The sequence below is a fragment of the Enterococcus sp. AZ079 genome, assembly GCF_050547255.1.
GTDB classification, from domain to species: domain Bacteria; phylum Bacillota; class Bacilli; order Lactobacillales; family Enterococcaceae; genus Enterococcus_D; species Enterococcus_D casseliflavus.
On the sequence record NZ_CP172955.1, the window covers coordinates 1,998,970 to 2,020,455 of the forward strand.

The window sequence follows — 21,486 nt, forward strand, 5'->3', positions numbered from 1 at the left end:
CCGCTTTTGACGGATCGTTTCCTAGTGATAAATGATTTAGCGGGCTTTTTCAGCTCCGCAATACACGGTAAGATGTTGTGGCAGCACCGCTACTGTGATTGGCAATTCAGGTCCAGGATCACCATCGACATTCGTTTCGATCGTTGCCCCATCCGTCAAACGAATTGCAGCTTTATCAAAGGTTTGATAGCCAAGAACATCATTTGATTCTGTCACCCCTTTGAGAAGCTCTGGGACACTTTTGACGGTTTCCCAAAGATTCGTATCCTTCAAGTAGATCAGATGCAATTTGCCGTCATCGGTACTCGCTTTAGGCAAAAGAGATTCGAAACCGCCGATCGTATTGGATGACCCAACGATCATCGTACTGCTTTCCACAGCGATCGTCGTTTTTTCGCCATTATTTTCGGCGGTCACTTCAAACGGATGACTTTCATTTTTACGCACTTCCCGTAGACCAGAAACAAAATAGGCCATTTTTCCCAGCTTGGTTTTTTCTTCAACTTCCACATTGTTGATCGCCGCTGGAATCATACCGATCGCCACCACATTGGTAAAATAGGCTTGATTGACCTGACCAATATCGATTTTACGGGTGTGATCCACTGCAAATGATTCGATGGCTTCCTTAGGATCTAGTGGAATCGCTAATGCTCTGGCTAAATCATTTACTGTTCCCAGCGGGAAGAAACCAAAATTTGGTCGTTTGTCATGAGGGGCTAAGCCATTGACCGCTTCATTGACGGTACCATCACCGCCCATTGCAAAGACACTGTCAAATTCTGCTGCCGCTTCAGAGGCAAAACGTGTGGCATCTCCTTCTTTTTCGGTATGTTTGACCACGATTTCTGAAAAAGCTTCCCGCAACTTTTCTTCTGCCAGCTGCTCATATTCTTGGGCCTGTTCCCCACCAGAGCTTGGATTGACGATCAATAATGCTTTCATAAAACAGCCTCCTTGTTTGGGTTCATTTTCTATGAATCCAGTATAACAAGTTTCACGAAACCTGTCTTAAACGACCTCCGCCTATCCCCCTACAAAAAAAAAACACAGCCTAATCAGACTGTGTTTTTTCGGCTCTATAATTTATGGGACTGATGAATCAGAATTGATTCTTCAGCCCCATTTTCATTTTAGGTATTAAAAAACATATCGTTCTCTAGTATGATTAAATCACCACAAAATAAACAACTGAGAGGACGATATGCTATATGAATGATTCTATCAAAAAAATGCTGAGAATAATAGAGAAAGATTTGATGATTACAGAGGTCTCTTACGAGACCCTTCAGAAGAAAAAGACGTTGGTCGTCGATGCTGTTCTCTCGCCTACTCCTCGTGCTTGTAGAAGTTGTGGTTCTACTGTGGTAGATGGAAACGGGAAAGCAATTATAGTGAAAAATGGGAAGAAGGAAACAATTGTCCGTTTTGAACAATACAATCATATGCCTTTGGTTATGCGCCTAAAAAAGCAGCGCTATACCTGTAAAAACTGCCGAACCCATTGGACGGCTCAAAGTTATTTTGTCCAACCCAGACATTCAATCACAAAATCATGTTAGATATAAAATTGCTTCTTTACTTACTGAAAAAGTATCTTTATCTTTTATTGCGAAAAGCTATCAGGTATCTTTGACCACCGTTATTCGTACATTGAAAGAGTTTAAAACCTATTTGCCAAAGCAATCTAAGAAGATTCTCCCCAGAGTATTGATGGTTGATGAATTTCGTTCGCACGCTTCCATAAAAGATAAAATGAGCTTTATTTGCGCAGATGGCGAAACAGGAAAATTAATTGATGTCTTGCCTACGCGCGAATTGCCTCGATTAACAAGCTATTTCTTAGGCTGTACCAATCCAGAAGAAGTAGAATTCTTGGTGACAGACATGAACGCCGCCTACTTCCAGCTCACCAAACGTGTTCTGCCAAATGCGAAAATAGTGATTGATCGGTTTCATATTGTCAAACACATGAATCAAGCGTTCAATGAGTTGCGTATCCGTGAAATGAATGAACTTCGTAAAGCAGGACAGAAAAGCCAGGCAGAAAAACTGAAAAAGAACTGGCGCTTTTTGCTAAAAAATCGTGCAAACATCAACCATTATGAATACAAAACATGGAAAAGTTTCCGAGCGCCAAAATACCCGTTTCTCACTGAAGCAATGCTGATTGATCGATTACTCGGCTTTTCTACGCCCCTAAAGGAGGCGTATCGCTTTTTTCATGAATTAGTTGAAGCCTTTCGAGACAAAGACCCTGACTTATTTTTCTCCTTATTGGCAGAACTTCCCGAAACGTTAGATGACGGCTTTCGGGAAAAGCTTCAAAACCTTCTGACCTATGAAGAAGGCATCACCAACGCAATGATCTATCCTTATTCCAATGGAAAAATAGAAGCGAAGAATACCCACATAAAGACAATGAAACGAGTATCCTACGGATTTAAATCATTCGAGAACATGAGAATTAGAATCTTTTTGATCAATCAATTAATCAATGTAAGATAACAAAAAATCTGAGCCAGAATCTGGTTCATTCTGACCCAGATTTGATTTTGCACAACTCATCAGTCCTTATTGACAAAGAGCCGTTTTTTCGAGTACTCACTTCATTTTATTAAACCAATCGTTTACGCAAACGCCCAGAAATAAAATCAATGATCGTGACCGTCACCACGATCCCTAATAAAATGATTCCTACACGGCTCCATGAACGCGCATTGATGGCAAAGATCATCGGTGTACCGATCCCACCTGCCCCTACGATCCCTAAGATCGAAGCTGAACGGACAGCCAGTTCAAATCGATACAAGGTAAAAGAAAGAAATTCTGGGATCAGTTGCGGCAATGTCGCAAAGCCTAATACATCCCAGCGGCTTCCTCCCGCACTAATGACGGATTCCGAGGGACCGTGGTCCATGTTTTCGATCGCTTCGCTGTAAAGCTTTGCCAACATCCCAATGGAATGGACACTGACCGCCAAGACGCCAGCAAAGGAACCCGGACCTACCGTTTTGATAAACATGATGGCTAAGACGATTTCTGGAAACGTTCGAATCGCCGTCAGCACGATTTTCCCAAATCCCGATAACCAGCGAGGGCTGTTTTTGCTGCGCGCCGCCCAAAAGGCAAAAGGAATACTTAAAATCGATGACAAAAAGGTCCCAACAAAGGCAATCGCGACGGTTTCGATCATCAGACTGATCAAATCTTCGCCATCACCGGTATAAACATAGCCCCAATCAGGATGGATCAGGCCATAAAAGATCGAGCTGACAATTTGACCGACATTTTCTTTAACACCAGCAAAAGGCACGCCAGCAAAAGCCCAGATATAAAGGAGGATAACGACTACAGCGATCAGCCAATTCCGTATTTTTTTCTTTTTCGGTTCTGCTGGCAACATCATAATAATCGCTCCCTTAATCTATTACTAATGGTATCAATCACCAAAACAACTGCAAAAATCACTAAGACGATGATCGACGTCTGGTCATATCGAAATTGGCTTAAAGATCGTTGTAAGAAAACACCGATTCCGCCTGCGCCGATATACCCAAGAATCGTCGATGCCCGCACATTGATCTCAAAGGCATAAAGCAAGTAACTAAGAAAATGACTCATGACTTGCGGTACGACTGCATAGCGGATGATATCAAACTTCGATCCTCCAGAAGCCGTGATCGCTTCGATCGGACCTTCATCAATCGTTTCAATCGATTCATAAAACAATTTGGTGATCATCCCAAAAGAAAACACAGAGATGGAGATCACCCCTGCAACGGGACCAATTCCGACAATGGCGACAAATAAAGCCGCCAGCATCAAATCAGGTACCGTCCGAATGATATTCAAAACAAAACGGAAACAACCACTGATCCAATGATTCGTCATGATATTTCGTGCTGCTAAAAGTGAAAACGGAAAGGCCGCCAGTGCACCAAAGGTTGTGCCGATGATCGCCATTTGGATCGTTTGCAAAATCGGCTCAACAATGATTTTGGCATATGCCCAATCAGGATGAGCCATCTTTTGTAAGATGACATTCATTTGACTGCTATTGCTAAAGAACCGTGCCAAATCAACACCTGAAATAGAGCCGCTAACGAACAATACCACTAAAAAAATGACGAGCCAAAGAACATTTTTCCATAGTCCGCTGCGTTTCGGCAACGTATTTGTCGTCATTGTCCCGCCCCTTCCTGCTCTTCCATGATCTCGCTGCCATAAATCTGTTTCAATCGCTGATCGGTCGCTTCACTGACAGGACCATCAAAAACCAAGCCTCCGTCTCGCAACCCGATGATCCGCGTGCCGTATTCTCTAGCCAATTGGACAGAATGTAAATTGACTACGATTGTGATCCCCAGATCTTGATTGATCCGTTTTAAGTCATTCATGACTTTTTCAGTGGTTAACGGATCCAATGAAGCAACTGGTTCATCCGCTAAAATAATCTTCGGCTCTTGCGTCAACGCCCGGGCAATCGAAACCCGCTGCTGCTGACCGCCAGACAATTCATCGGCTCGGGTATAGACTTTTTCTGCTAAATTGACCCGCTGCAGTGATTGATACGCCAACTCTTTGTCCGCTTGCGGAAACAGACCCAGCAGCATTTTGAGCGTGGGATGATAAGCCACTCGCCCCGTTAAGACGTTTCGCAAGACACTCGAACGTTTCACCAAATTGAAGCTTTGGAAAATCATGCCAATGTCTCGACGAATCAAGCGCAGCTCTCTTCCTTTTGCTTTTGTGATCGACTTGTTATCGATTAAAATCTCGCCGCTTGTGATCTCGTGCAGTCGATTGATGGAGCGCAGCATCGTCGATTTACCTGCACCGGATAAGCCCACTACGATGACAAATTCCCCTTTTTTGATATCGATGTTCAAGTCCTTCAACCCCAACACCCCATTTGGGTATTGCTTGGTCACATTCTGAAATGAAATAATCGTTTCGTTCTCTAGAGCCATGATTCTCCTACTTTCTTTCCATTAGGTAAAAATTGCTGTCCATTCGAAAAGGGTACCTCAACTACCGGTACCCTCCCGATCTATTCATCTATTAATTATTGTCCGACCTGCTCCGCATACTCTCTTACGATGTCGAAATTGCTGTCTTGTGAAACAACGTATCCTTCATGAGAGTAAATATCAGAGATGATTTGTTTTCCTTCTTCATCTTTTCCGATCGCGATAAAGGCATCTTGGATTTTTTTATCCCACTCTTCACTCATATCGCTGCGAACACTGATCGTATCGTTCGGGATCGGTTCGGTAAAGTACATTGGTTCTACCTCATCCATGATTTCTGGGTAATCATTTTTGACCGTGTTACGGGCATCTTCAAAAACGAACGCCGCATCAACGTCGCCATTCAAGACAGATAAGACCGCTTGGTCATGGCCTTTGACTTGAACAGTCGTCACATCCGTATTGATATCGATGCCTGCTTTTTTCATTTCTGCTACTGGCCAAACATAACCGGCAGAAGAAGTAACATCTTGTGTGGCAATCGTTTTGCCTTTTAAATCTTCCAACTCTTTGATGTCGCTGCCGCTTTTTACGACGATCATTGAACGATAGCTATCAACCAATTCATCCGTTGATTCGCCACCAGGCTGCTTGATGCCATAACGCTGTGCTTGCAACAGTACCTTAACATTGCTTTGTTCATTTGCTAAAACATAGGCATTCGGCGGTAAAAAGCCGACATCTACTTGTTTCGAAGCCATTGCTTCGACGATTGTATTGTAGTCAGTGGAAACACTCACTGTGACTGGAATCCCTAATTCATCACTTAATAATTGCTCAAGTGGTTTTGCTTTTGCTTCTAATGTTTCTGCTGCTTGTGATGGGACAAATTGAACGGTCAACTTTTCTGGTACATATCCTGCGTCCTCAGCCGCCGAGTCAGTACTTGCTCCACCTGAGCCACATGCCGCCAGCGTAACTGCTGCCACCAAACCTAAACCAAACATTGCCGTTTTCTTCCAAACTTTCATCACTTTTTCTCCTTTTCATATAAAAAATCGAACTCATGGAATTCCGAACTTTCCTTTTTGATTATAAAAAACCAACGAATTAAAAACAATCTTTTTCGAATTACGAACGTTTTCTTTTTTGATAATGTTCGTGTTTTGACCAAAATCATTCGTGAGCACATTCTCAATAATCAACGTTTTTCGAAAGTTTCTTTCCATTTGTTCTACTTCCTCAGAGTATCAAATGAATATAAGGTTTGTGTTGTCAACGTGTAAAGATTCTGTTAACAGCAAAAGGAACTTTGTGAACAACAAAGCATGGATATACTCGTCATTCTTACTCTAAGTGCACAAAATTTCTTGAAACGTCTAACCAGAAGATGACCGCACACTTTTTTTTACGAAACAACACAAAAAAAGCAGAGGATTCCCTTAAGAACCTCTGCTTTTGACCTCATTCTCTTACTGTAGAAAGAGTCATTTACCCTTGCTCCGTTGGCAGCTGCAACAAGAGTACATGCTCGTTCTCAATCATTTCACCCGTCAAAACAAAGCCATTGCGTTCGTAAAGCTTCGTTGCGATCTCGTTGCCATCCACAGCGGAGATCCTTAATTCTTGCGCTTGGATATGGGTTTTGAACCAATCTAACCCAGCAAGAAACGCCTGAGTGCCTAACCCTTGATTTTGGAATTTCTCTGCGATCATAAATCGCTCGATCCACCACGAAGCTTTTGGATAATCCTCATCTGCCTCGTAAAAACTAAATAGCATAAAGCCGACCATTTCCTCACCATTGTATAGGGCAAATGCCTGACGAGGTTCCTCATAGATCGCCTCTAACATTGAGTACCAATTGGGCGCAACAAAGTCTTCTTGCTCCTTCGTTGTCTTCAAATTCATGCACGCACGATAGTTTTCCTTCGTGATTTCTTTCAACTGAATCATTGCTTCGCTCCTTATCTAAGCCATTATAAATAACTATTTCGTTAAAACGGTTTCATTGGTGTATAAAAAAACACCCAGGTTACTTTTACGTAATCTGGATGTCATTTTCTTATGCTTCTTGCGCTACTGGATACACAGATACTTGTTTTTTGTCGCGGCCTTTACGTTCGAAACGAACAACGCCATCAACTTTTGCAAACAATGTATCATCTCCACCGATACCTACGTTTACCCCTGGGTAAATTTTAGTACCGCGTTGGCGATAAAGGATTGATCCGCCTGAAACGGTTTGACCGTCAGCACGTTTCGCACCTAAACGTTTTGATTGAGAGTCACGTCCGTTAGAAGTAGAACCCCCACCTTTTTTGTGAGCGAAGAATTGCAAATTCATTTTCATCAACATGAGATGCACCTCCTAGTTTTCTTTAGTAGTTTTGATTTGGATATAATCGTTGTACTCTTCTTGAACTGATTGCAAGCCGATCAACAAATTTTCTAAAAGAATTTGTGCGATATTCGACTGCTCTTGGGTCAAACGAGAAGGCAGTGTGACTAATAAGTACCCCCCATTTTCGTTATCTGCTTCAACTTTTGGCGCAACGCCAGCCAAAGCATCGATCCCATTGACTGCACTGATCGCTAAAGCGGATGCTGCAGCACAGACGATGTCTTTGCCGTATTCTCCTGCTTGTGCGTGTCCAGCTAGTTCAAAAGAAACAATCCGACCAGAGTCATTTCGTTTGAATGTCCCTTTGATCATATTCGTTACCCTGCTTTTCGTAAGAATTAAGCGTTGATCGCGTCAATAACAACTTTTGTGTAAGGTTGACGGTGACCTTGTTTACGGTGTGAATGTTTTTTAGGTTTGTATTTGAAAGTTACGACTTTCTTTTGTTTGCCGTGTTTTTCAACAGTCCCTTCAACAGTTGCTCCTGCAACGATTGGGGCACCAACTTTTGTTGATTCGCCACCTACTAAGATAACTTCATCAAAAGTAACCTTTTGTCCAGCTTCAACGTCCAATTTTTCAACGTAGATTGCTTGACCCACTTCAACTTTTACTTGTTTCCCACCAGTTTTGATAATTGCGTACATGCTCTACAGCACCTCCTTATAATATACTTAGACTCGCCATCCCAAGTGACTTTCGTACTTACTACTTGTTCTGTGCGGTTGTAGCTGTGGAGTCCACAATTACAACAGATTAACTTTATCAAAATGTTTTCCTAAAGTCAATCACTAATTAAGGAAAAGACAGAATTCTTTTGCTACTAGTCATTTCCTTTTGTGCATTTTTTATTTTCTATTACTATAGAAGAAAGAGCATAAGTGAAACAGAATTGGAGGAGTTTTCATGCAATACCCCAAAGAATTAGCCACTGCCGTTCAACAGGCGTCCCGCAGTTATCCGTTGGAAGGATTTGTTCCCGGTCAAGGACCGCTGCAGCCCAAATTGATGATCGTCGGGGAAGCCCCTGGTCGAACCGAAATCGAAAATTTTATTCCTTTTAGCGGACAAGCAGGAAAAGAATTGATGAAATCGTTGGCTTTAGCCGGTTTGACCCGTGAGGATGTTTACATCACCAGCGCTGTCCGCAGCCGTCCATATTCCGTCAAAGAACGAATCAACAAACGCAGCGGTGCCCATGAGATCGTCCATCCCAATCGGACACCTACCAAAAAAGAAGTCTTGCTACACGCACCGCTGCTTGACTACGAGTTGTCCGTTGTAGATCCGCCTGTCATTGCAACTGTTGGCAATATCGGACTGCAGCGATTATTAGGCAACGCCTATTATATCAAAGATCACCATGGCGAAGTGATCCGTTCCAAAATACAAGAAAGCAATCCAACAAAAGATGGCTATCAATGGTCGGAAAAAGAATATTTGATCGTGCCGATGTATCATCCCGCTGCGATCTTTTACAATCGAACGTTGACTCCGCAAATCGAAGCCGATTGGCGAGGGTTAAGAAACATTCTCTCACAAATACCCGCCGACGAATAACGACCAGTCCCCTAGCCCTACTGCCAATACGCTGGAATCGTCTGCTCATAGGCGGTGATTTTCGCCTCTTCCTGCAACGTGATACTGATCTCATCGAGACCGTGGATCAATTTGTGTTTCCATGTAGCATCGATTGCAAAGAAATGCTCCTCCCCCGCAACGGTCACACATTGCCTTGGCAAGTCAATGCTGATTTTTTCTGAAGCAGGCAGCGAAGCGATCCTTTGGCGAACAGTCAAAGGCAGCTCGATGGGCAGCAGCCCGTTTTTGGTGGCATTCATATAGAAAATATCACCGAAGCTGCCAGCAATCACGGCTTTAAAGCCGTAATCCAACAGCGCCCATGCCGCGTGCTCTCGAGAAGAGCCAGAACCAAAATTATCACCAGTGACGAGGACTTGAGCGGTCTGATATGCTGGATCATTCAAGATAAATGCTGGATTAGGCTTGCGTTGCGGCAAATAGCGCCAATCGTCAAATAAAAATTCGCCAAAGCCCGTTTTTTCAACGCGCTTCAAATAATTTTTCGGTAGGATTTGATCGGTATCGATATTGTCATTCATCAAAGGCAGCGTCGTACCTTCAAATTGCGTAAAAGCTTCCATTAACCAACACCTCCAACCACTTCTCGTACATCGACAAAGCGCCCATGAATCGCAGCTGCTGCCGCCATCGCTGGACTACAGAGGTGCGTCCGCGCGTTTTTCCCTTGCCGTCCAACAAAATTGCGGTTTGATGTGGAGGCACAGTGGACGCCTTCTGGTACTTTATCAGGATTCATTCCTAAGCACATGGAACAGCCAGGCTCCCGCCATTCAAAACCAGCGTCAATAAAGACTTTGTCTAAACCGATCGCTTCCGCTGCTTTACGAACAGGGCGTGAACCAGGAACGATAATACCAGTGACCCCTTCTTTGATGGTCTGACCTTTCAAAATCGCCGCTGCCTCTTTCAGATCAGACAAACGACCATTGGTACACGATCCAATAAAAATGTATTCAATGGGGATATCAGCAGCTGTCTGTCCAGGTTGCAGCGCCATATATTCATAGGCTTGCTGATCATTGTGATCCCGCACTTCAGGAAACGCTTCGCTGACTGGCACCCCCATTTCTGGATTGGTTCCCCAAGTGATATAGGGTTCTAAGGTTGTTGCGTCTAGGGTGATCAGGGCATCATAGTTGGCATCTTCATCGGTATAAAGGGTTTGCCAATCAGCCACCGCACTGGCAAACGCTTGTGGCGCAAAGCGTCGATCCTTCACATAAGCAAAGGTCGTTTCATCAGGTGCGATCAAGCCCATTTTCGCCCCACCTTCGATCGACATATTGCAAATGGTCATGCGTTCTTCCATCGTCAGGCTACGGATCGTTTCGCCAAAGAATTCTACGGCAAAGCCACCACCAAAATCAGTGCCATGGGTCGCGATCAATGCCAAAATAATATCTTTGGCGTACACTCCCGGCTGCAGGTGACCGGTGATCTCAACTCCCATGCGTTTCGGTTTTGTCTGCCAAATCGTCTGTGTCGCAAAGACATGCTCCACTTCACTCGTACCGATCCCAAATGCGATCGCGCCGAAAGCACCATGGGTGGCAGTATGAGAATCACCGCAAACGATCGTTTTCCCTGGTTGGGTCAAGCCAACTTCTGGACCAACCATGTGGACGATTCCTTGATTGGCAGAGCCATTGTCACACAATTCGATCCCAAAATCACGACAGTTTTTTCGTAACGTGTCCATTTGCTTTTTTGCAACCAGATCGGTGATGGTAAAAATATCTTTAGTAGGCACGTTGTGATCCATCGTTGCGAAGGTTTTTTCGGGACAACGGACTGTCCGTCCCGCTTGCCGCAAGCCTTCGAAGGCTTGCGGTGTCGTCACTTCATGGATCATATGCAGATCGACATAAAGCAGCTGCGCTTGCCCTTCTTCTCCTGTGATGACATGCCGATCCCATAGTTTATCAAACAGCGTTTTCCCCATAATTGCTCACTCCTAACTGTGCAATAACCGCTTCTGTAAAGGCAGTTGTCGTTGCTGTACCACCTAGATCACGGGTCAAGATTCCCGCATTCATTACCTCGTAACAAGCACTTTCGATGGTATCCGCCAGCTCTTCCTCTTGAAAGGACTCTCTTAGCATCATGACGACAGATAAAATCATGGAAACCGGATTGGCGCAATTTTGCCCAGCGATATCAGGTGCAGAGCCATGAATCGGTTCATATAAAGAAACCCCTTCTGCGCCATGACTTGCGCTAGGCAGCACCCCTAATGACCCTGGCAAAACCGAGGCTTCATCACTTAAAATGTCGCCAAAGAGATTTTCTGTCACGATTACATCAAAGTCTTTGGGATTTTGGATGATTTTCATAGCGGCGGAATCAACATATTGATGGGTCAACTGACAATCTGGGAATTCCTGTGCCGTTTCTTCCGCTAATCGGCGCCAAAGTCGGCTAGTCGCCAACACATTTGCTTTATCGACAGAGAGAACCCGCTTCTTCCGCGTGCGGGCAATCTCAAAGGCTTTACGCAAAATCCGTCGAATCTCTGCTTGATGATAATGATTGATGTCGTAGGCTTCTTCAGGTTTTTCTGCTTTTTCGCCAAAATAGATACCGCCAGTCAACTCACGAACGATGACAAAATCTGTCCCCCGAAGGATCGCTTCTTTAATGGGAGATAAAGCAATCACCGCATCAACTACTTTGATGGGTCGAATATTGGCGTATAGCCCTAACGCTTGACGCAAATTCAAAAGTCCTTTCTCGGGTGTTATCGGTGCGTTTTCCCAAACTGGATCACCAATGGCTCCTAAAAGGATCGCATCCGCCTGCTGGCAAGCTTGTAGTGTTTCTTGCGGCAATGGCTCTCCAGTAAGTGCCAGCGCCGCACCACCAAATGGCCGCTGGTCAAAATGAAAGCGTTGAAGATGGTCTGGACAAGCCGCTTTCAATACCGCAAGCGCACTGGCCATAATTTCTGGTCCGATGCCATCTCCTGCTAAAACCACGATCTTTTTCAAACAAGGACACCTCGATTCTTTAGAGCTGCGCTAGCCTGTACATAAGCTTTAGCTGACGCCTGCAAGACATCAAAGTCTAAGCCGATCCCGCTGATTTTTTCATTGGTTTCCTGACATTCAATAACCACGTGCACTTCCGCTTGCGCATCTTCCCCACTGGTCAAGGCAGTGATCTCATAGTTCAACAACTTCGGCTGCTGCTGGAAAATCTGATCGATCGAGTTGTAGATTGCTTGGATACTGCCGGCACCGATGGCTGATGCCACTTGTTTTTCCTCGTCTTTGATGATAGAAACCACCGCTCCTTGATGGCCATTGGACACGTATTGCAGCTGAACTGACTCCAACTCACAGCCATCTTCTTGGCTGCGGCCCTGGTCAGCCACCAACGCTAACAAATCTTGTTCGGTCACTTGCTTTTTCTTATCTGCCAACTCTTTGAAGCGTTTAAACAATTCATTGGTTTCTTCTTGGTCAAACTGGTACCCCAGCTGCTGCATTTTATCGACAAACGCATGGCGGCCAGAAAGTTTGCCAAGAGGCAGTGAGTTGGTTTGTACGCCTACCAGTTGCGGGGTAATGATTTCGTAAGTTTCAGGATTTTTCAAGACGCCATCTTGATGAATCCCAGATTCATGAGCATAGGCATTGCCGCCGACGATCGCTTTGTTTTTCGGTACCGTGATCCCAGACAAACGTGCCACCAGATCGCTGGTGCGTTTTGTTTCGTTTAACTTGATGTTGGAGGTAGCCTGATAGAAATCATTGCGAATATGCAACGCCAGCGCCACTTCTTCTAGTGCGGTATTGCCCGCTCGTTCGCCGATCCCGTTGATCGTTCCTTCCACCCGATCAGCACCATTTTCGATAGCTGCCAGCGCATTGGCTGTCGCCATTCCCAAGTCATCATGACAATGGGAAGAAAAAATGATCGGCTGCTCACTCTTGATATTGGCGATCAAATAGGCAAAAAGCGCACCATATTCCGTAGGATTGGTAAACCCTACTGTATCGGGCACATTGATGATCGTCGCGCCGGCATCAATTGCTGTTTGAACCGCCTCAAGCAAGAAGGGCTTATCGGTGCGGGTGGCATCTTCTGGCGAGAATTGGACTTTTTCAAAGCGTTCACGGGCATAAGCCACATGTTCTTTGATGGAAGCGAGTACTTCTGCTTTCGTCATATTCAGCTTGTACTGGCGATGTACCTCACTCGTTGCTAAAAAGACATGGATCTGGGGATCGACGGCTTGATGAAGAGCTTCATAGGCACGATCAATGTCTTTTTTCTGACAACGGGCAAGTCCTGCAACGGTCATTTTCGTCACCGCCCCAGCAATCGCTTGGACTGCTTGAAAGTCTCCTTCTGATGCAATCGGAAAGCCTGCTTCGATCGTATCGATCCCCCATTTTTCTAATTGCAGCGCCAGTTGAACCTTCTCTTTTGTATTGAAGTTGACTCCCGGCGTCTGTTCACCGTCTCTCAATGTGGTGTCAAAAAACTGGATTTTTCTCATCACTATTTCCTCCTTGGCAGTGGCAGGGGCACGCTTGGCGCGACCTCATTCAAACAAATTGAAAAAATGGTATAAAAAAAGCACTCCATAAAGGGTTTCCTTCATGCAATGCGAATAGGACTCTTCAAATGATGCCTTAAAAAGGCGGGTCATAGAAAAAGAGTCCTTACGATAATAATAATAAAAATGCAGCTGTTTGTTTCAATCGTTTATCCATCGTCGTCACCTATCACTTTTTTTATCTTGTTATGAAGATACCAAACAGCAGGTTCCTCTGTCAACACTTTTCCCTGAATTTTCTGAATATTTCGACAAAAAGTTCGTTTTCGCCCTGATGATGGGTTGCTTTTCTTCCTTGATGAAAATTTAAGCAGAACCTGACGAGATCTTCACAGGATTTTAACCAAACCTCCACATAACATCGTTATGATAGAAATATCCCAAAAATATTTTTCACCCCTTTATCCTGCCAGTCGTATGACTGGTTTTTTTGTTGTTCCAAAGACTCGAAAAGATTGAACTTAAGGTGAGTTATTCGTATAATAAGGGGCAGCGATAAATGAGGAGGATGAAGATGCGCAACGAAATGATGCATCGTCCAGTAGTCAAACCAGAACTAGTGGCGTTTATGCGTGAAAAACAAAAACAATTACCCGGCGAACTTGGTGAAATCGAGCAAGCCGCTCATGAAAAAGAAGTGCCAATCATCCCACATGAAACTGTGGTCTTTTTGCAGTTTTTATTGGGACAGCTTCAGCCAAAAGAAATCCTTGAGATCGGCACAGCGATCGGTTTTTCTTCAAGCTTAATGGCACAATGTGTGAAAGAGGGTCATGTCACAACGATCGATCGCTTTGACGTCATGATCCGCAAAGCCAAAGAAACCTATGCTCGCTTAGGAAATGAAGACAAAATCACGCTATTAGAAGGACAAGCGGCAGACGTCCTGCCTACATTAAGTGGCCCTTATGATTTTATCTTCATGGATAGTGCCAAATCGAAATACATTGAATTTTTACCAGAATGTCTGCGTCTATTACGCAAAGGCGGTGTGCTGATGGTGGATGACGTGTTTCAAGCTGGAACGATTCTACAACCCATCGAAGAAATCCCGCGCAACCAGCGAGCGATCCATCGCAAGTTGAATCTTTTCTTGGATACCGTGATGAACCATCCTCAATTGACCTCCACCCTCGTCCCTTTAGGAGATGGCGTGATTCTCATTACGAAAGAAGCAGATAGCGTAATCCTTGAGGAACCTGAGAAAGGTTGAGGGCAGCTGCGCTTCCTTTTTTCAAAGAAAAAATAAGAAAAGGGCGAAAAGAGATTGACATTGCTGCGCCCTTTTTCTATAATGTTATTTGTTGCTGATTGATTTCAACAGCTTAGGCGAAGTGAGCATTCGCTGAAATTTATTTGTTCCAGTAGCTCAGCCGGATAGAGCATTCGCCTTCTAAGCGAACGGTCGGGGGTTCGAATCCCTCCTGGAACGTTATTTAACCGTCGAGAACCCTTGTTCTTGGCGGTTTTTGTTTGTTCTTGTGCCAAATTGATCTAATTTTTTTGCCATAGCAATTTGGTGACTAATCAACAGCCTGTTCCCTTCCTCATCAAAAGCAATCAAACGATCGCTTCCCATCCGCTTCAATCTTCAGCAAATTTCTTTCATTGGCATCATCGTTTCCGTATTTATTCTAATTGTCAGCAATTTCTCTCCCTAAAATACTCATTCTCTAGTTAAATGATACCTCGCCGTTTTATTTAGTAGACACTGTTCTAACAAACGAAGACTTGGCTTTGCCTGTATGATCGATGAGATCTATAAATCGTTCCATTTAAACAGCTTAGTTTCTTCAATTTCACAATTCCAAGAAATATCTGATTTACTTAACTCGATGCCGTCATGCTATACTTATTAGCTAATAATCTAATTTATTAAAGGAGACGAACTATGAAAAAAACGAATTTCGTTGTTGTTTTTTGGCTGATTCTTACACTTATTTCTTTCATTGTCTTTCTGTTCAACTTCAATTCCTTCTGGCAATACCTCTCTTCCTTGATTTTTCCCATTGATGGCAGCTACTTAGATAAAAATCGTTATTATCGTCAACTGTTTTCTGTGACCCCTATGTTGATAGTTACAGTCGGATTTTTTTACGCTGGTCTCAAACAAGCATTGAAAGTTTACAATCAAAGTTAAACTATTTCCGCCTCGCAGTAAGGTTATCATTTTTATATGCAGCAATGATTTTAGCATAACCTCAACGCTTTTTACCAAACGATCTAAGTAAATGAGAAAGCAACAGGGATGCTACGTTCTCATTTGCTTTTTTGATAGCTAAAATATTTACTGGTACCTATAAGATAATAGTTGACGAGAAAGGTTGGCATGCTCAAAGGAACGTTTTTGCTATAGTATGCTTACATACCGCACTCTTCGATCACTCATTTTTTTCATTTTATCGTACCTTCAGTATAACACGCTCAACCAATCCGTTTTCTTATCCTCCTCCTGCAAAAATTATGCTATGCTTGACAAGGATTAAGAAAGCAGGTGTCCTATGGAGATAACGGTACATATCGCAAGCGGTTTTAGTAAAAATCAAACAGGTGGCAACAAGGCTGGAGTCGTTTTGCTGGAACAGCCCCTTACACCACAACAAAAGTTAGCCATCGCAAAAGAGTTAGGCTTTTCAGAAACAGCTTTTTTATCGAAATCCCCGGAGGCCGATTTCCGATTTGACTATTTTACACCAAAAGAAGAAGTTGACTTATGCGGACATGCAACAATTGCTTCCTTTGCACTATTATCGTATCTAAACAAACTTTCCAAGCAACAGTATCACATCGACACCAACGCCGGACGTTTGTCGATCACCCTCAAAGATGGTGTCATTTTCATGGAACAGAACAAACCGCTGTTTTCAGATGTCCTTTCACTAGAACAATTAGCTGACTGTTTTGATACCAATGCTATCAATGATCAAATTCCTATTCAAATCGTTTCTACAGGATTAAAAGATATCCTTGTTCCAATCAAAACAACGGCCCAGTTGCAGCATGTTGTACCTGATTTTGAGGAAAAAAAAAAGTAAGCGCGCTGCAACAAGTAGTTGGCATACACTTATATGCAATGGAAAAAGAACGAATCATTTGCCGTAACTTTGCCCCATTGTTTGGCATCAATGAAGAATCTGCTACAGGTACTTCCAATGCCGCTTTGGCTTGCTTCTTGTATCAAAAGTGTTCCCTTGATAAAGAAGTGTATCGCTTTGAACAAGGCAGCAATTTAGGTGAACCTTCTGAAATCTTTGTCAAACTAGCTACGACTTCGCGAAAGGAAATCCAACATGTTTACGTTGGGGGCAGAGGGCATTTTTGCGAGACAGTCACCATCGACACCGATACACTGGCATAATCAAAATAATTTAGGCTGATCTTCCATCAGCCTTTTTTCCTCTTCACACATCGTGTTCTTTTTTCCATAGCAGCCCATCAGTATCTCGAATACTAGTTTTCTCATAAAAAAAAGAACCCAACTCGGGTTCTTTCCTTCACCTTGATTTTCTATGAAATACCAACAAGTTCTGCTAACAGCTCACTGACTTTAGGCAGTGGCTCGTTCTGTAAGGCTGCTACGATTTTTGAACCGATCACTACCCCATCGCACACTCGGGCAAAGCGCTGCACGTCTGCGTGGGTCGAGACCCCGAAACCAGCTAGTACAGGAATCGGACTTTTTTCCGAAATGGCTTGCAAATGCTGATCCAGCTGTTCGTTGTATTGGCGATCTTCTCCAGTGACACCGTTCACTGTCACAGCATAAACGAATCCTTCTGCGTCTTCGATCAGCGTCTGAATTCTGTCTGGAGAACTGGTCAAAGAGACCAGTGTGATCAGCGCGAGATCCGCCGCATCAAAAGTAGGCGTTACTAGTGATCGATGTTCAAAAGGTAAATCTGGAATAATCAACCCTTTCACATTTGTCGCTTTTAACTCATTTGCTAACTGTTCAATCCCATAATGAAAGAATGAATTGGCATACCCCATCAATACCAGTGGAACCTCGGAATGGATTGTTTGCAGCAAAGCAATGATCTTTTTTAAAGTGGTCCTATTGGCTAATGCCTGCATTCCAGCTGCTTGGATGACCGCTCCATCTGCGACTGGGTCTGAAAAGGGCACGCCGATTTCAATGGTGGCTGCGCCATGTGTCGTCAACAGTTCGATTTCTGCTGGCAGGCGTTCCAGTCCGTTGGCACCCGCCATAATATAAGGAACAAATAGTGGCTTGCCTTGTTTTTGGCGCTCCTTTAGTTTCATCGTCAATGTTTTGCTGGTCATTTCGCTGCTCCTTTCCGGTCTTTGATTTGTTGAACATCTTTGTCCCCTCGCCCAGACAAGCAGATCACTAAGCGTTCTTCGGGTGTCATGATTGGGGCTAGCTTTAGGGCATAGGCAACGGCATGAGCACTTTCCAAAGCAGGAATAATGCCTTCGATTTGAGACAAGAGATAAAAGGCGTCAACGGCTTCTTCATCAGTGACAGCGAAATACTCCGCTCGCTCAATCTCCTTCAAGTAAGAATGCTCGGGACCGACCCCTGGATAATCCAAACCAGCTGAAATCGAATAAGGTTCGATCACTTGCCCATCATCGTCTTGCAGCAGATGCATTTTGGTACCATGTAAAATACCGATACTGCCTTTCGTCAAGGTCGCCGCATGCTCAGTAGTATCCACACCTTTCCCAGCTGCTTCAACGCCAATCAAACGAACGGTCTGATCATCGATAAAAGGGTAAAACATTCCCATCGCATTGCTGCCGCCGCCAACACAAGCAACGACTGTCGTCGGTAGTCGACCTTCTTTTTCTAATAGTTGCCGTCGTGTCTCACTGCCAATCACACTTTGAAAATCTCGAACGATCTCTGGAAAAGGATGCGGACCGAGTACGGAACCCATCACGTAATGGGTGTCCTCGACGGTTGCGACCCAGTAGCGTAGCGCTTCATTGACAGCATCTTTCAACGTCTGATTGCCTGAAGTGACTGAAACCACTTTCGCTCCCAACAATTCCATTCGAAAGACGTTTAGTGCTTGCCGCTGAACATCTACCGCACCCATAAAAATCGTGCATTCCATACCGAACAACGCGGCCGCAGTCGCTGTGGCGACGCCATGCTGTCCAGCACCGGTCTCCGCTACCACTTTCTTTTTCCCCATCCGCTTTGCTAATAACACTTGCCCTAGCGCATTATTGATTTTATGGGCGCCCGTATGATTCAAATCTTCTCGCTTCAGATAAATTTTGGCACCGCCTAAGTGTTGTGACAAGCGCTGTGCATGATAAAGGGGGGTCTCTCTTCCTACATACTCTTGCAAATATTCCTGTAATTCTACTTGAAAACTTGCGTCCGCTTGTGCTTCACGATAGACAGTTTCCAATTGCTTGACTGCATACATCAATGTCTCTGGCACAAACTGGCCACCATAGGGACCATAAAATCCTGCTTCTGTGGGGTATTGGGTCATTTTATCTTCTCCTTTACTAAGTAAATAAATTGTTCGATTTTCCGACTGTCTTTCTTGCCCTGGGTTTCCACGCCTGAAGAAACATCGACAGCATAGGGCCTAAAAAATTGGATCGCCTCTTCTACATTTTCCGCGTGCAAACCGCCAGCAATAAAAAAACGCTCAGACAACGGCAACGGTTTTCTCGCCGCTTTTTGCCAATCAAAGGATTGGCCGTTGCCGCCAGCATAAGGGTGATCTCTTACTGGAGCGTCCAATAACCCAAAATCTGCATCGCAGCTTAGGAAATCTTGTTCTAAAGTCTCAGCTTCTCCATCAAAGGCTTGGATCACTGCGATCTTTTGATGCGCAAAAATGCCTGTCTGGATGGCTGTTTGCAAAGATGGCAGAACCTTTCCATGGAGCTGAATCGCTGTCAGCTGGGCGGCTTGAATTGCCGCTTGCACTTCTTCAAAACTTGGAGAAACGAAAACCCCAACTTTCCCTACATTTTGGGGTACTTGCTCCGTTATCTTGCGGACTTGTGTCGGATCGATTCTCCGACGGCTTTCGGCAAAAACAAAGCCAAGGTAATCTGCTCCTGCACTGATGGCAGTTTCGACATGCAGCCGTTCGGTGAGTCCACAAATTTTCACTTTGGTCATCGGCGGCTCACCTGCAAATCTGCAGCTGTTTCAGCAATTCGATTGCTTCTCATCAACGTTTCTCCAACGAGGACTCCATGATAAAACGGTGCAAGCTGCAGCACATCGGAGGCAGTTCGAATACCAGATTCACTGATGTAAACCGCCTCTGACGGCTGAGGTGCTAAAGCAACACTGACATCCAAGGAAACGTCAAAGGTTTTTAGGTCACGATTGTTGACGCCGATGATTTTGGCCCCTAAGGCTTGGGCTTGTTGAAATTCAGCCGCATTATGAGTCTCAACGAGTACTTCCAACCCTAGTGCTATTGCCTCTTGATGAAGTATGGCTAAGCGTTCTGGTTTTAAAGCGGCCACGATCAATAAAACAATACTGGCACCCGCATTCTTGGCGCGAATCAATTGTTTTCTGTCGATAATAAAGTCTTTGCATAGTATAGGCACCGAAACGGCATTACTGACTGCTTCAAGATCTGCCAGCGAGCCTTTAAAAAACTGCTGGTCGGTCAAAACGGAAATCCCGCTGACACCCGCGGCTTCATAAGCTTGCGCTTGTGTGACTGGGTCAATCCCTTGGTTGATATCTCCTTTTGAGGGTGAAGCACGCTTGATTTCAGCAATGAGGTGCATCTTTTGTGGTTGGTCCTTGACTTGCTGATAAAATGATGGACGTTTCGCTACGACCTTTTCGATTTCTTGTGGCATCGCGGCAACTTCTTCAACTTTTTTCTGGATGATCGTTTCTAAAAAATCCATGATTCTCCTCCTTACAGCTTTCGTAGTTAATGGCTATTTGACTGACGAATCAGCATCTGCAGTTTGTCGTAGGCCGCGCCCGAAGCGATACACGCTCGTGCCATCGCAAAGCCTTCCGCTAGGGTGGCGGCTTTGCCGTTGGTATAAAAGCCTAACCCTGCATTTAAGACCACTGTCTCTAGATAAACGGAAGGGTGATTTTTCAAAACTGCTGTTAAGATCGCGGCGTTTTGAGCCGCATCTCCGCCGACGATCGCCTCGATCGGTGCTGGCGTAAAGCCATACGCTTGCGGATCAAAAGAAAAATTCGTCACCTTTCCTTCGTGATAAAAACTGATCGCCGTTTCACCAGCCAAATTGGCTTCATCCATCCCATTACATCCATGGATCACCATTGCTCGTTGCCGACCAAGACTGCCTAACGCCTGAGCGGTGTCTACCAAGCTCTCGCCAGCGTAAGTACCGATCAGTTGCGTAGTCAACGGAACAGGATTGATCAAAGGGCCTAATAGATTAAAAATCGTTGGTGTCGCTAATTCTTGCCGTATTTTCATCACTGCTTTCATGCCCGGATGCAACGACGGGGCGAAGAGAAAAGCGATGCCGACTGTCGCTAATAGATCGGCGATTTTTTCTGGTGATGCTTGGATCGATACCCCCAAGCAGGCTAAGACATCGGCACTGCCTGAACGACTAGAAATACTGCGATTGCCGTGTTTTGCCATCGTGATTCCCCCGGCTGCTAAAACGAAGGCAGCCGTAGTGGAGACATTAAAACTATTGGAGTGGTCGCCGCCAGTGCCGCAATTGTCCATGGCGTCTCCTCCTTCATAAGGAATGGTCACGGCATGCTCTAACATAATTTCTGCTAAAGCAGTCAATTCGGCAGCTGTGATGCCGTTGATCTTCATCGCAACTAATGCTGCGCCCAATTGACTTTCTGAAAACACCCCGCTTAAAATTCCTTGAGCAAAGTGACGCATCTCCTGATAACTTAAATGACGGCCATTAAAAAGCTGCTGGGTGATTTGCTGCGGCTGCTGTATTTTGACTGCTTCCATAAATGT

General features: G+C 44.5%; 22 protein-coding genes, 1 tRNA gene, 2 pseudogenes and 1 other annotated feature. Of the genes and pseudogenes, 6 read left to right on the forward strand and 19 right to left on the reverse strand.

What is annotated here, in order from left to right; genetic code table 11:
* Positions 1 to 36: 36 nt before the first annotated feature.
* Entirely contained in the window at positions 37 to 945 is a 909-nt protein-coding gene (locus IGJ15_RS09595; RefSeq protein WP_010747989.1) for a diacylglycerol/lipid kinase family protein, read from the reverse strand.
* 266 nt (positions 946 to 1,211) lie between these two features.
* Here IGJ15_RS09595 and IGJ15_RS09600 point away from each other — a divergent pair.
* A pseudogene (locus IGJ15_RS09600) lies at positions 1,212 to 2,508 on the forward strand (ISL3 family transposase).
* 109 nt (positions 2,509 to 2,617) lie between these two features.
* Here the strand turns inward: IGJ15_RS09600 and phnE (IGJ15_RS09605) are convergent.
* The 8 genes from phnE (IGJ15_RS09605) to rplU form a co-directional block, all read right to left on the reverse strand.
* Positions 2,618 to 3,409, reverse strand: coding sequence for a phosphonate ABC transporter, permease protein PhnE (phnE, locus tag IGJ15_RS09605; protein ID WP_430599037.1), 792 nt, complete (start codon positions 3,407 to 3,409; stop codon positions 2,618 to 2,620).
* Positions 3,406 to 4,188, reverse strand: a complete 783-nt coding sequence (phnE, locus tag IGJ15_RS09610; RefSeq protein ID WP_005235330.1) for a phosphonate ABC transporter, permease protein PhnE — start codon at positions 4,186 to 4,188, stop codon at positions 3,406 to 3,408. The genes phnE (IGJ15_RS09605) and phnE (IGJ15_RS09610) overlap by 4 nt, the downstream gene beginning before the upstream one ends.
* Positions 4,185 to 4,973, reverse strand: coding sequence for a phosphonate ABC transporter ATP-binding protein (gene phnC / locus IGJ15_RS09615; RefSeq protein WP_005225755.1), 789 nt, complete (start codon positions 4,971 to 4,973; stop codon positions 4,185 to 4,187). Before phnC ends, phnE (IGJ15_RS09610) begins: the two co-directional genes overlap by 4 nt.
* Positions 4,974 to 5,068: 95 nt before the next feature.
* Complete coding sequence (gene phnD, locus IGJ15_RS09620) at positions 5,069 to 6,004, reverse strand: phosphate/phosphite/phosphonate ABC transporter substrate-binding protein (RefSeq protein WP_015509497.1); 936 nt, start codon at positions 6,002 to 6,004, stop codon at positions 5,069 to 5,071.
* A gap of 460 nt (positions 6,005 to 6,464) precedes the next feature.
* On the reverse strand, positions 6,465 to 6,929 hold the full coding sequence (locus tag IGJ15_RS09625) for a GNAT family N-acetyltransferase (RefSeq protein ID WP_010747985.1): 465 nt from the start codon (positions 6,927 to 6,929) through the stop codon (positions 6,465 to 6,467).
* A gap of 109 nt (positions 6,930 to 7,038) precedes the next feature.
* Positions 7,039 to 7,332, reverse strand: a complete 294-nt coding sequence (rpmA, locus tag IGJ15_RS09630) for a 50S ribosomal protein L27 (protein ID WP_003126181.1) — start codon at positions 7,330 to 7,332, stop codon at positions 7,039 to 7,041.
* Between the two features lie 12 nt (positions 7,333 to 7,344).
* Entirely contained in the window at positions 7,345 to 7,689 is a 345-nt protein-coding gene (locus tag IGJ15_RS09635; RefSeq protein WP_005225752.1) for a ribosomal-processing cysteine protease Prp, read from the reverse strand.
* Positions 7,690 to 7,715: 26 nt separating this feature from the next.
* Positions 7,716 to 8,024, reverse strand: a complete 309-nt coding sequence (gene rplU, locus IGJ15_RS09640) for a 50S ribosomal protein L21 (protein ID WP_005225751.1) — start codon at positions 8,022 to 8,024, stop codon at positions 7,716 to 7,718.
* Between the two features lie 19 nt (positions 8,025 to 8,043).
* Positions 8,044 to 8,114: a sequence feature (ribosomal protein L21 leader region), on the reverse strand.
* Between the two features lie 169 nt (positions 8,115 to 8,283).
* Between rplU and IGJ15_RS09645 the strand changes: the two genes are divergently transcribed.
* A complete protein-coding gene (locus IGJ15_RS09645; protein WP_010747984.1) occupies positions 8,284 to 8,937 on the forward strand; it encodes a uracil-DNA glycosylase in 654 nt (217 codons plus the stop codon).
* Positions 8,938 to 8,954: 17 nt separating this feature from the next.
* On the opposite strand, the gene leuD is transcribed toward IGJ15_RS09645, so the two are convergent.
* Genes leuD through IGJ15_RS09665 form a run of 4 tightly spaced genes read right to left on the reverse strand, consistent with a single transcriptional unit; the run spans position 8,955 to position 13,486 of the window.
* Positions 8,955 to 9,542: a 3-isopropylmalate dehydratase small subunit gene (gene leuD / locus IGJ15_RS09650; RefSeq protein WP_087627315.1), complete on the reverse strand. Its 588-nt coding sequence runs from the start codon at positions 9,540 to 9,542 to the stop codon at positions 8,955 to 8,957.
* Positions 9,542 to 10,924 (reverse strand): 3-isopropylmalate dehydratase large subunit, encoded by a 1,383-nt coding sequence (gene leuC / locus IGJ15_RS09655; RefSeq protein WP_010747981.1) that lies wholly within the window; start codon positions 10,922 to 10,924, stop codon positions 9,542 to 9,544. The genes leuD and leuC overlap by 1 nt, the downstream gene beginning before the upstream one ends.
* On the reverse strand, positions 10,905 to 11,969 hold the full coding sequence (gene leuB, locus IGJ15_RS09660) for a 3-isopropylmalate dehydrogenase (RefSeq protein ID WP_010747980.1): 1,065 nt from the start codon (positions 11,967 to 11,969) through the stop codon (positions 10,905 to 10,907). Before leuB ends, leuC begins: the two co-directional genes overlap by 20 nt.
* A complete protein-coding gene (locus IGJ15_RS09665; RefSeq protein ID WP_010747979.1) occupies positions 11,966 to 13,486 on the reverse strand; it encodes a 2-isopropylmalate synthase in 1,521 nt (506 codons plus the stop codon). Before IGJ15_RS09665 ends, leuB begins: the two co-directional genes overlap by 4 nt.
* A 574-nt stretch (positions 13,487 to 14,060) precedes the next feature.
* Between IGJ15_RS09665 and IGJ15_RS09670 the strand changes: the two genes are divergently transcribed.
* On the forward strand, positions 14,061 to 14,759 hold the full coding sequence (locus tag IGJ15_RS09670) for an O-methyltransferase (RefSeq protein ID WP_010747978.1): 699 nt from the start codon (positions 14,061 to 14,063) through the stop codon (positions 14,757 to 14,759).
* Positions 14,760 to 14,904: 145 nt separating this feature from the next.
* Positions 14,905 to 14,978: transfer RNA gene (locus tag IGJ15_RS09675), tRNA-Arg, on the forward strand.
* On the opposite strand, the gene IGJ15_RS09680 is transcribed toward IGJ15_RS09675, so the two are convergent.
* Complete coding sequence (locus IGJ15_RS09680) at positions 14,979 to 15,125, reverse strand: hypothetical protein (RefSeq protein ID WP_270792350.1); 147 nt, start codon at positions 15,123 to 15,125, stop codon at positions 14,979 to 14,981.
* A 312-nt stretch (positions 15,126 to 15,437) separates the two neighbouring features.
* Between IGJ15_RS09680 and IGJ15_RS09685 the strand changes: the two genes are divergently transcribed.
* Positions 15,438 to 15,686 carry a hypothetical protein gene (locus IGJ15_RS09685; RefSeq protein ID WP_010747977.1) on the forward strand — a complete coding sequence of 83 codons (249 nt, stop codon included), beginning with the start codon at positions 15,438 to 15,440 and terminating at the stop codon, positions 15,684 to 15,686.
* Between the two features lie 361 nt (positions 15,687 to 16,047).
* Positions 16,048 to 16,904: pseudogene (locus IGJ15_RS09690) on the forward strand (PhzF family phenazine biosynthesis protein).
* Between the two features lie 149 nt (positions 16,905 to 17,053).
* Here IGJ15_RS09690 and trpA read toward each other — a convergent pair.
* The 5 genes from trpA to trpD are packed head-to-tail and all read right to left on the reverse strand — an operon-like array spanning position 17,054 to position 21,480.
* Entirely contained in the window at positions 17,054 to 17,830 is a 777-nt protein-coding gene (trpA, locus tag IGJ15_RS09695) for a tryptophan synthase subunit alpha (RefSeq protein WP_010747975.1), read from the reverse strand.
* Positions 17,827 to 19,020 (reverse strand): tryptophan synthase subunit beta, encoded by a 1,194-nt coding sequence (trpB, locus tag IGJ15_RS09700; protein WP_010747974.1) that lies wholly within the window; start codon positions 19,018 to 19,020, stop codon positions 17,827 to 17,829. The genes trpA and trpB overlap by 4 nt, the downstream gene beginning before the upstream one ends.
* The gene (locus IGJ15_RS09705) at positions 19,017 to 19,664 is read right to left on the reverse strand and encodes a phosphoribosylanthranilate isomerase (RefSeq protein WP_010747973.1); all 648 of its coding nucleotides are present in this window, start codon (positions 19,662 to 19,664) and stop codon (positions 19,017 to 19,019) included. Before IGJ15_RS09705 ends, trpB begins: the two co-directional genes overlap by 4 nt.
* The gene (gene trpC / locus IGJ15_RS09710) at positions 19,661 to 20,419 is read right to left on the reverse strand and encodes an indole-3-glycerol phosphate synthase TrpC (RefSeq protein WP_010747972.1); all 759 of its coding nucleotides are present in this window, start codon (positions 20,417 to 20,419) and stop codon (positions 19,661 to 19,663) included. The genes IGJ15_RS09705 and trpC overlap by 4 nt, the downstream gene beginning before the upstream one ends.
* Before the next feature lie 26 nt (positions 20,420 to 20,445).
* Entirely contained in the window at positions 20,446 to 21,480 is a 1,035-nt protein-coding gene (trpD, locus tag IGJ15_RS09715) for an anthranilate phosphoribosyltransferase (RefSeq protein ID WP_010747971.1), read from the reverse strand.
* Positions 21,481 to 21,486: the final 6 nt, after the last annotated feature.

What these genes read in the sequence shown, in the direction of transcription:
- IGJ15_RS09595 (WP_010747989.1), bottom strand. Translation starts at nt 945, where the DNA reads ATGAAAGCATTATTGATCGTCAATCCAAGCTCTGGTGGGGAACAGGCC.
- phnE (WP_430599037.1), bottom strand. Translation starts at nt 3,409, where the DNA reads ATGATGTTGCCAGCAGAACCGAAAAAGAAAAAAATACGGAATTGGCTG.
- phnE (WP_005235330.1), bottom strand. Translation starts at nt 4,188, where the DNA reads ATGACGACAAATACGTTGCCGAAACGCAGCGGACTATGGAAAAATGTT.
- phnC (WP_005225755.1), bottom strand. Translation starts at nt 4,973, where the DNA reads ATGGCTCTAGAGAACGAAACGATTATTTCATTTCAGAATGTGACCAAG.
- phnD (WP_015509497.1), bottom strand. Translation starts at nt 6,004, where the DNA reads ATGAAAGTTTGGAAGAAAACGGCAATGTTTGGTTTAGGTTTGGTGGCA.
- IGJ15_RS09625 (WP_010747985.1), bottom strand. Translation starts at nt 6,929, where the DNA reads ATGATTCAGTTGAAAGAAATCACGAAGGAAAACTATCGTGCGTGCATG.
- rpmA (WP_003126181.1), bottom strand. Translation starts at nt 7,332, where the DNA reads ATGTTGATGAAAATGAATTTGCAATTCTTCGCTCACAAAAAAGGTGGG.
- IGJ15_RS09635 (WP_005225752.1), bottom strand. Translation starts at nt 7,689, where the DNA reads ATGATCAAAGGGACATTCAAACGAAATGACTCTGGTCGGATTGTTTCT.
- rplU (WP_005225751.1), bottom strand. Translation starts at nt 8,024, where the DNA reads ATGTACGCAATTATCAAAACTGGTGGGAAACAAGTAAAAGTTGAAGTG.
- IGJ15_RS09645 (WP_010747984.1), top strand. Translation starts at nt 8,284, where the DNA reads ATGCAATACCCCAAAGAATTAGCCACTGCCGTTCAACAGGCGTCCCGC.
- leuD (WP_087627315.1), bottom strand. Translation starts at nt 9,542, where the DNA reads ATGGAAGCTTTTACGCAATTTGAAGGTACGACGCTGCCTTTGATGAAT.
- leuC (WP_010747981.1), bottom strand. Translation starts at nt 10,924, where the DNA reads ATGGGGAAAACGCTGTTTGATAAACTATGGGATCGGCATGTCATCACA.
- IGJ15_RS09665 (WP_010747979.1), bottom strand. Translation starts at nt 13,486, where the DNA reads ATGAGAAAAATCCAGTTTTTTGACACCACATTGAGAGACGGTGAACAG.
- IGJ15_RS09670 (WP_010747978.1), top strand. Translation starts at nt 14,061, where the DNA reads ATGCGCAACGAAATGATGCATCGTCCAGTAGTCAAACCAGAACTAGTG.
- IGJ15_RS09680 (WP_270792350.1), bottom strand. Translation starts at nt 15,125, where the DNA reads ATGGGAAGCGATCGTTTGATTGCTTTTGATGAGGAAGGGAACAGGCTG.
- IGJ15_RS09685 (WP_010747977.1), top strand. Translation starts at nt 15,438, where the DNA reads ATGAAAAAAACGAATTTCGTTGTTGTTTTTTGGCTGATTCTTACACTT.
- trpA (WP_010747975.1), bottom strand. Translation starts at nt 17,830, where the DNA reads ATGACCAGCAAAACATTGACGATGAAACTAAAGGAGCGCCAAAAACAA.
- trpB (WP_010747974.1), bottom strand. Translation starts at nt 19,020, where the DNA reads ATGACCCAATACCCCACAGAAGCAGGATTTTATGGTCCCTATGGTGGC.
- IGJ15_RS09705 (WP_010747973.1), bottom strand. Translation starts at nt 19,664, where the DNA reads ATGACCAAAGTGAAAATTTGTGGACTCACCGAACGGCTGCATGTCGAA.
- trpC (WP_010747972.1), bottom strand. Translation starts at nt 20,419, where the DNA reads ATGGATTTTTTAGAAACGATCATCCAGAAAAAAGTTGAAGAAGTTGCC.
- trpD (WP_010747971.1), bottom strand. Translation starts at nt 21,480, where the DNA reads ATGGAAGCAGTCAAAATACAGCAGCCGCAGCAAATCACCCAGCAGCTT.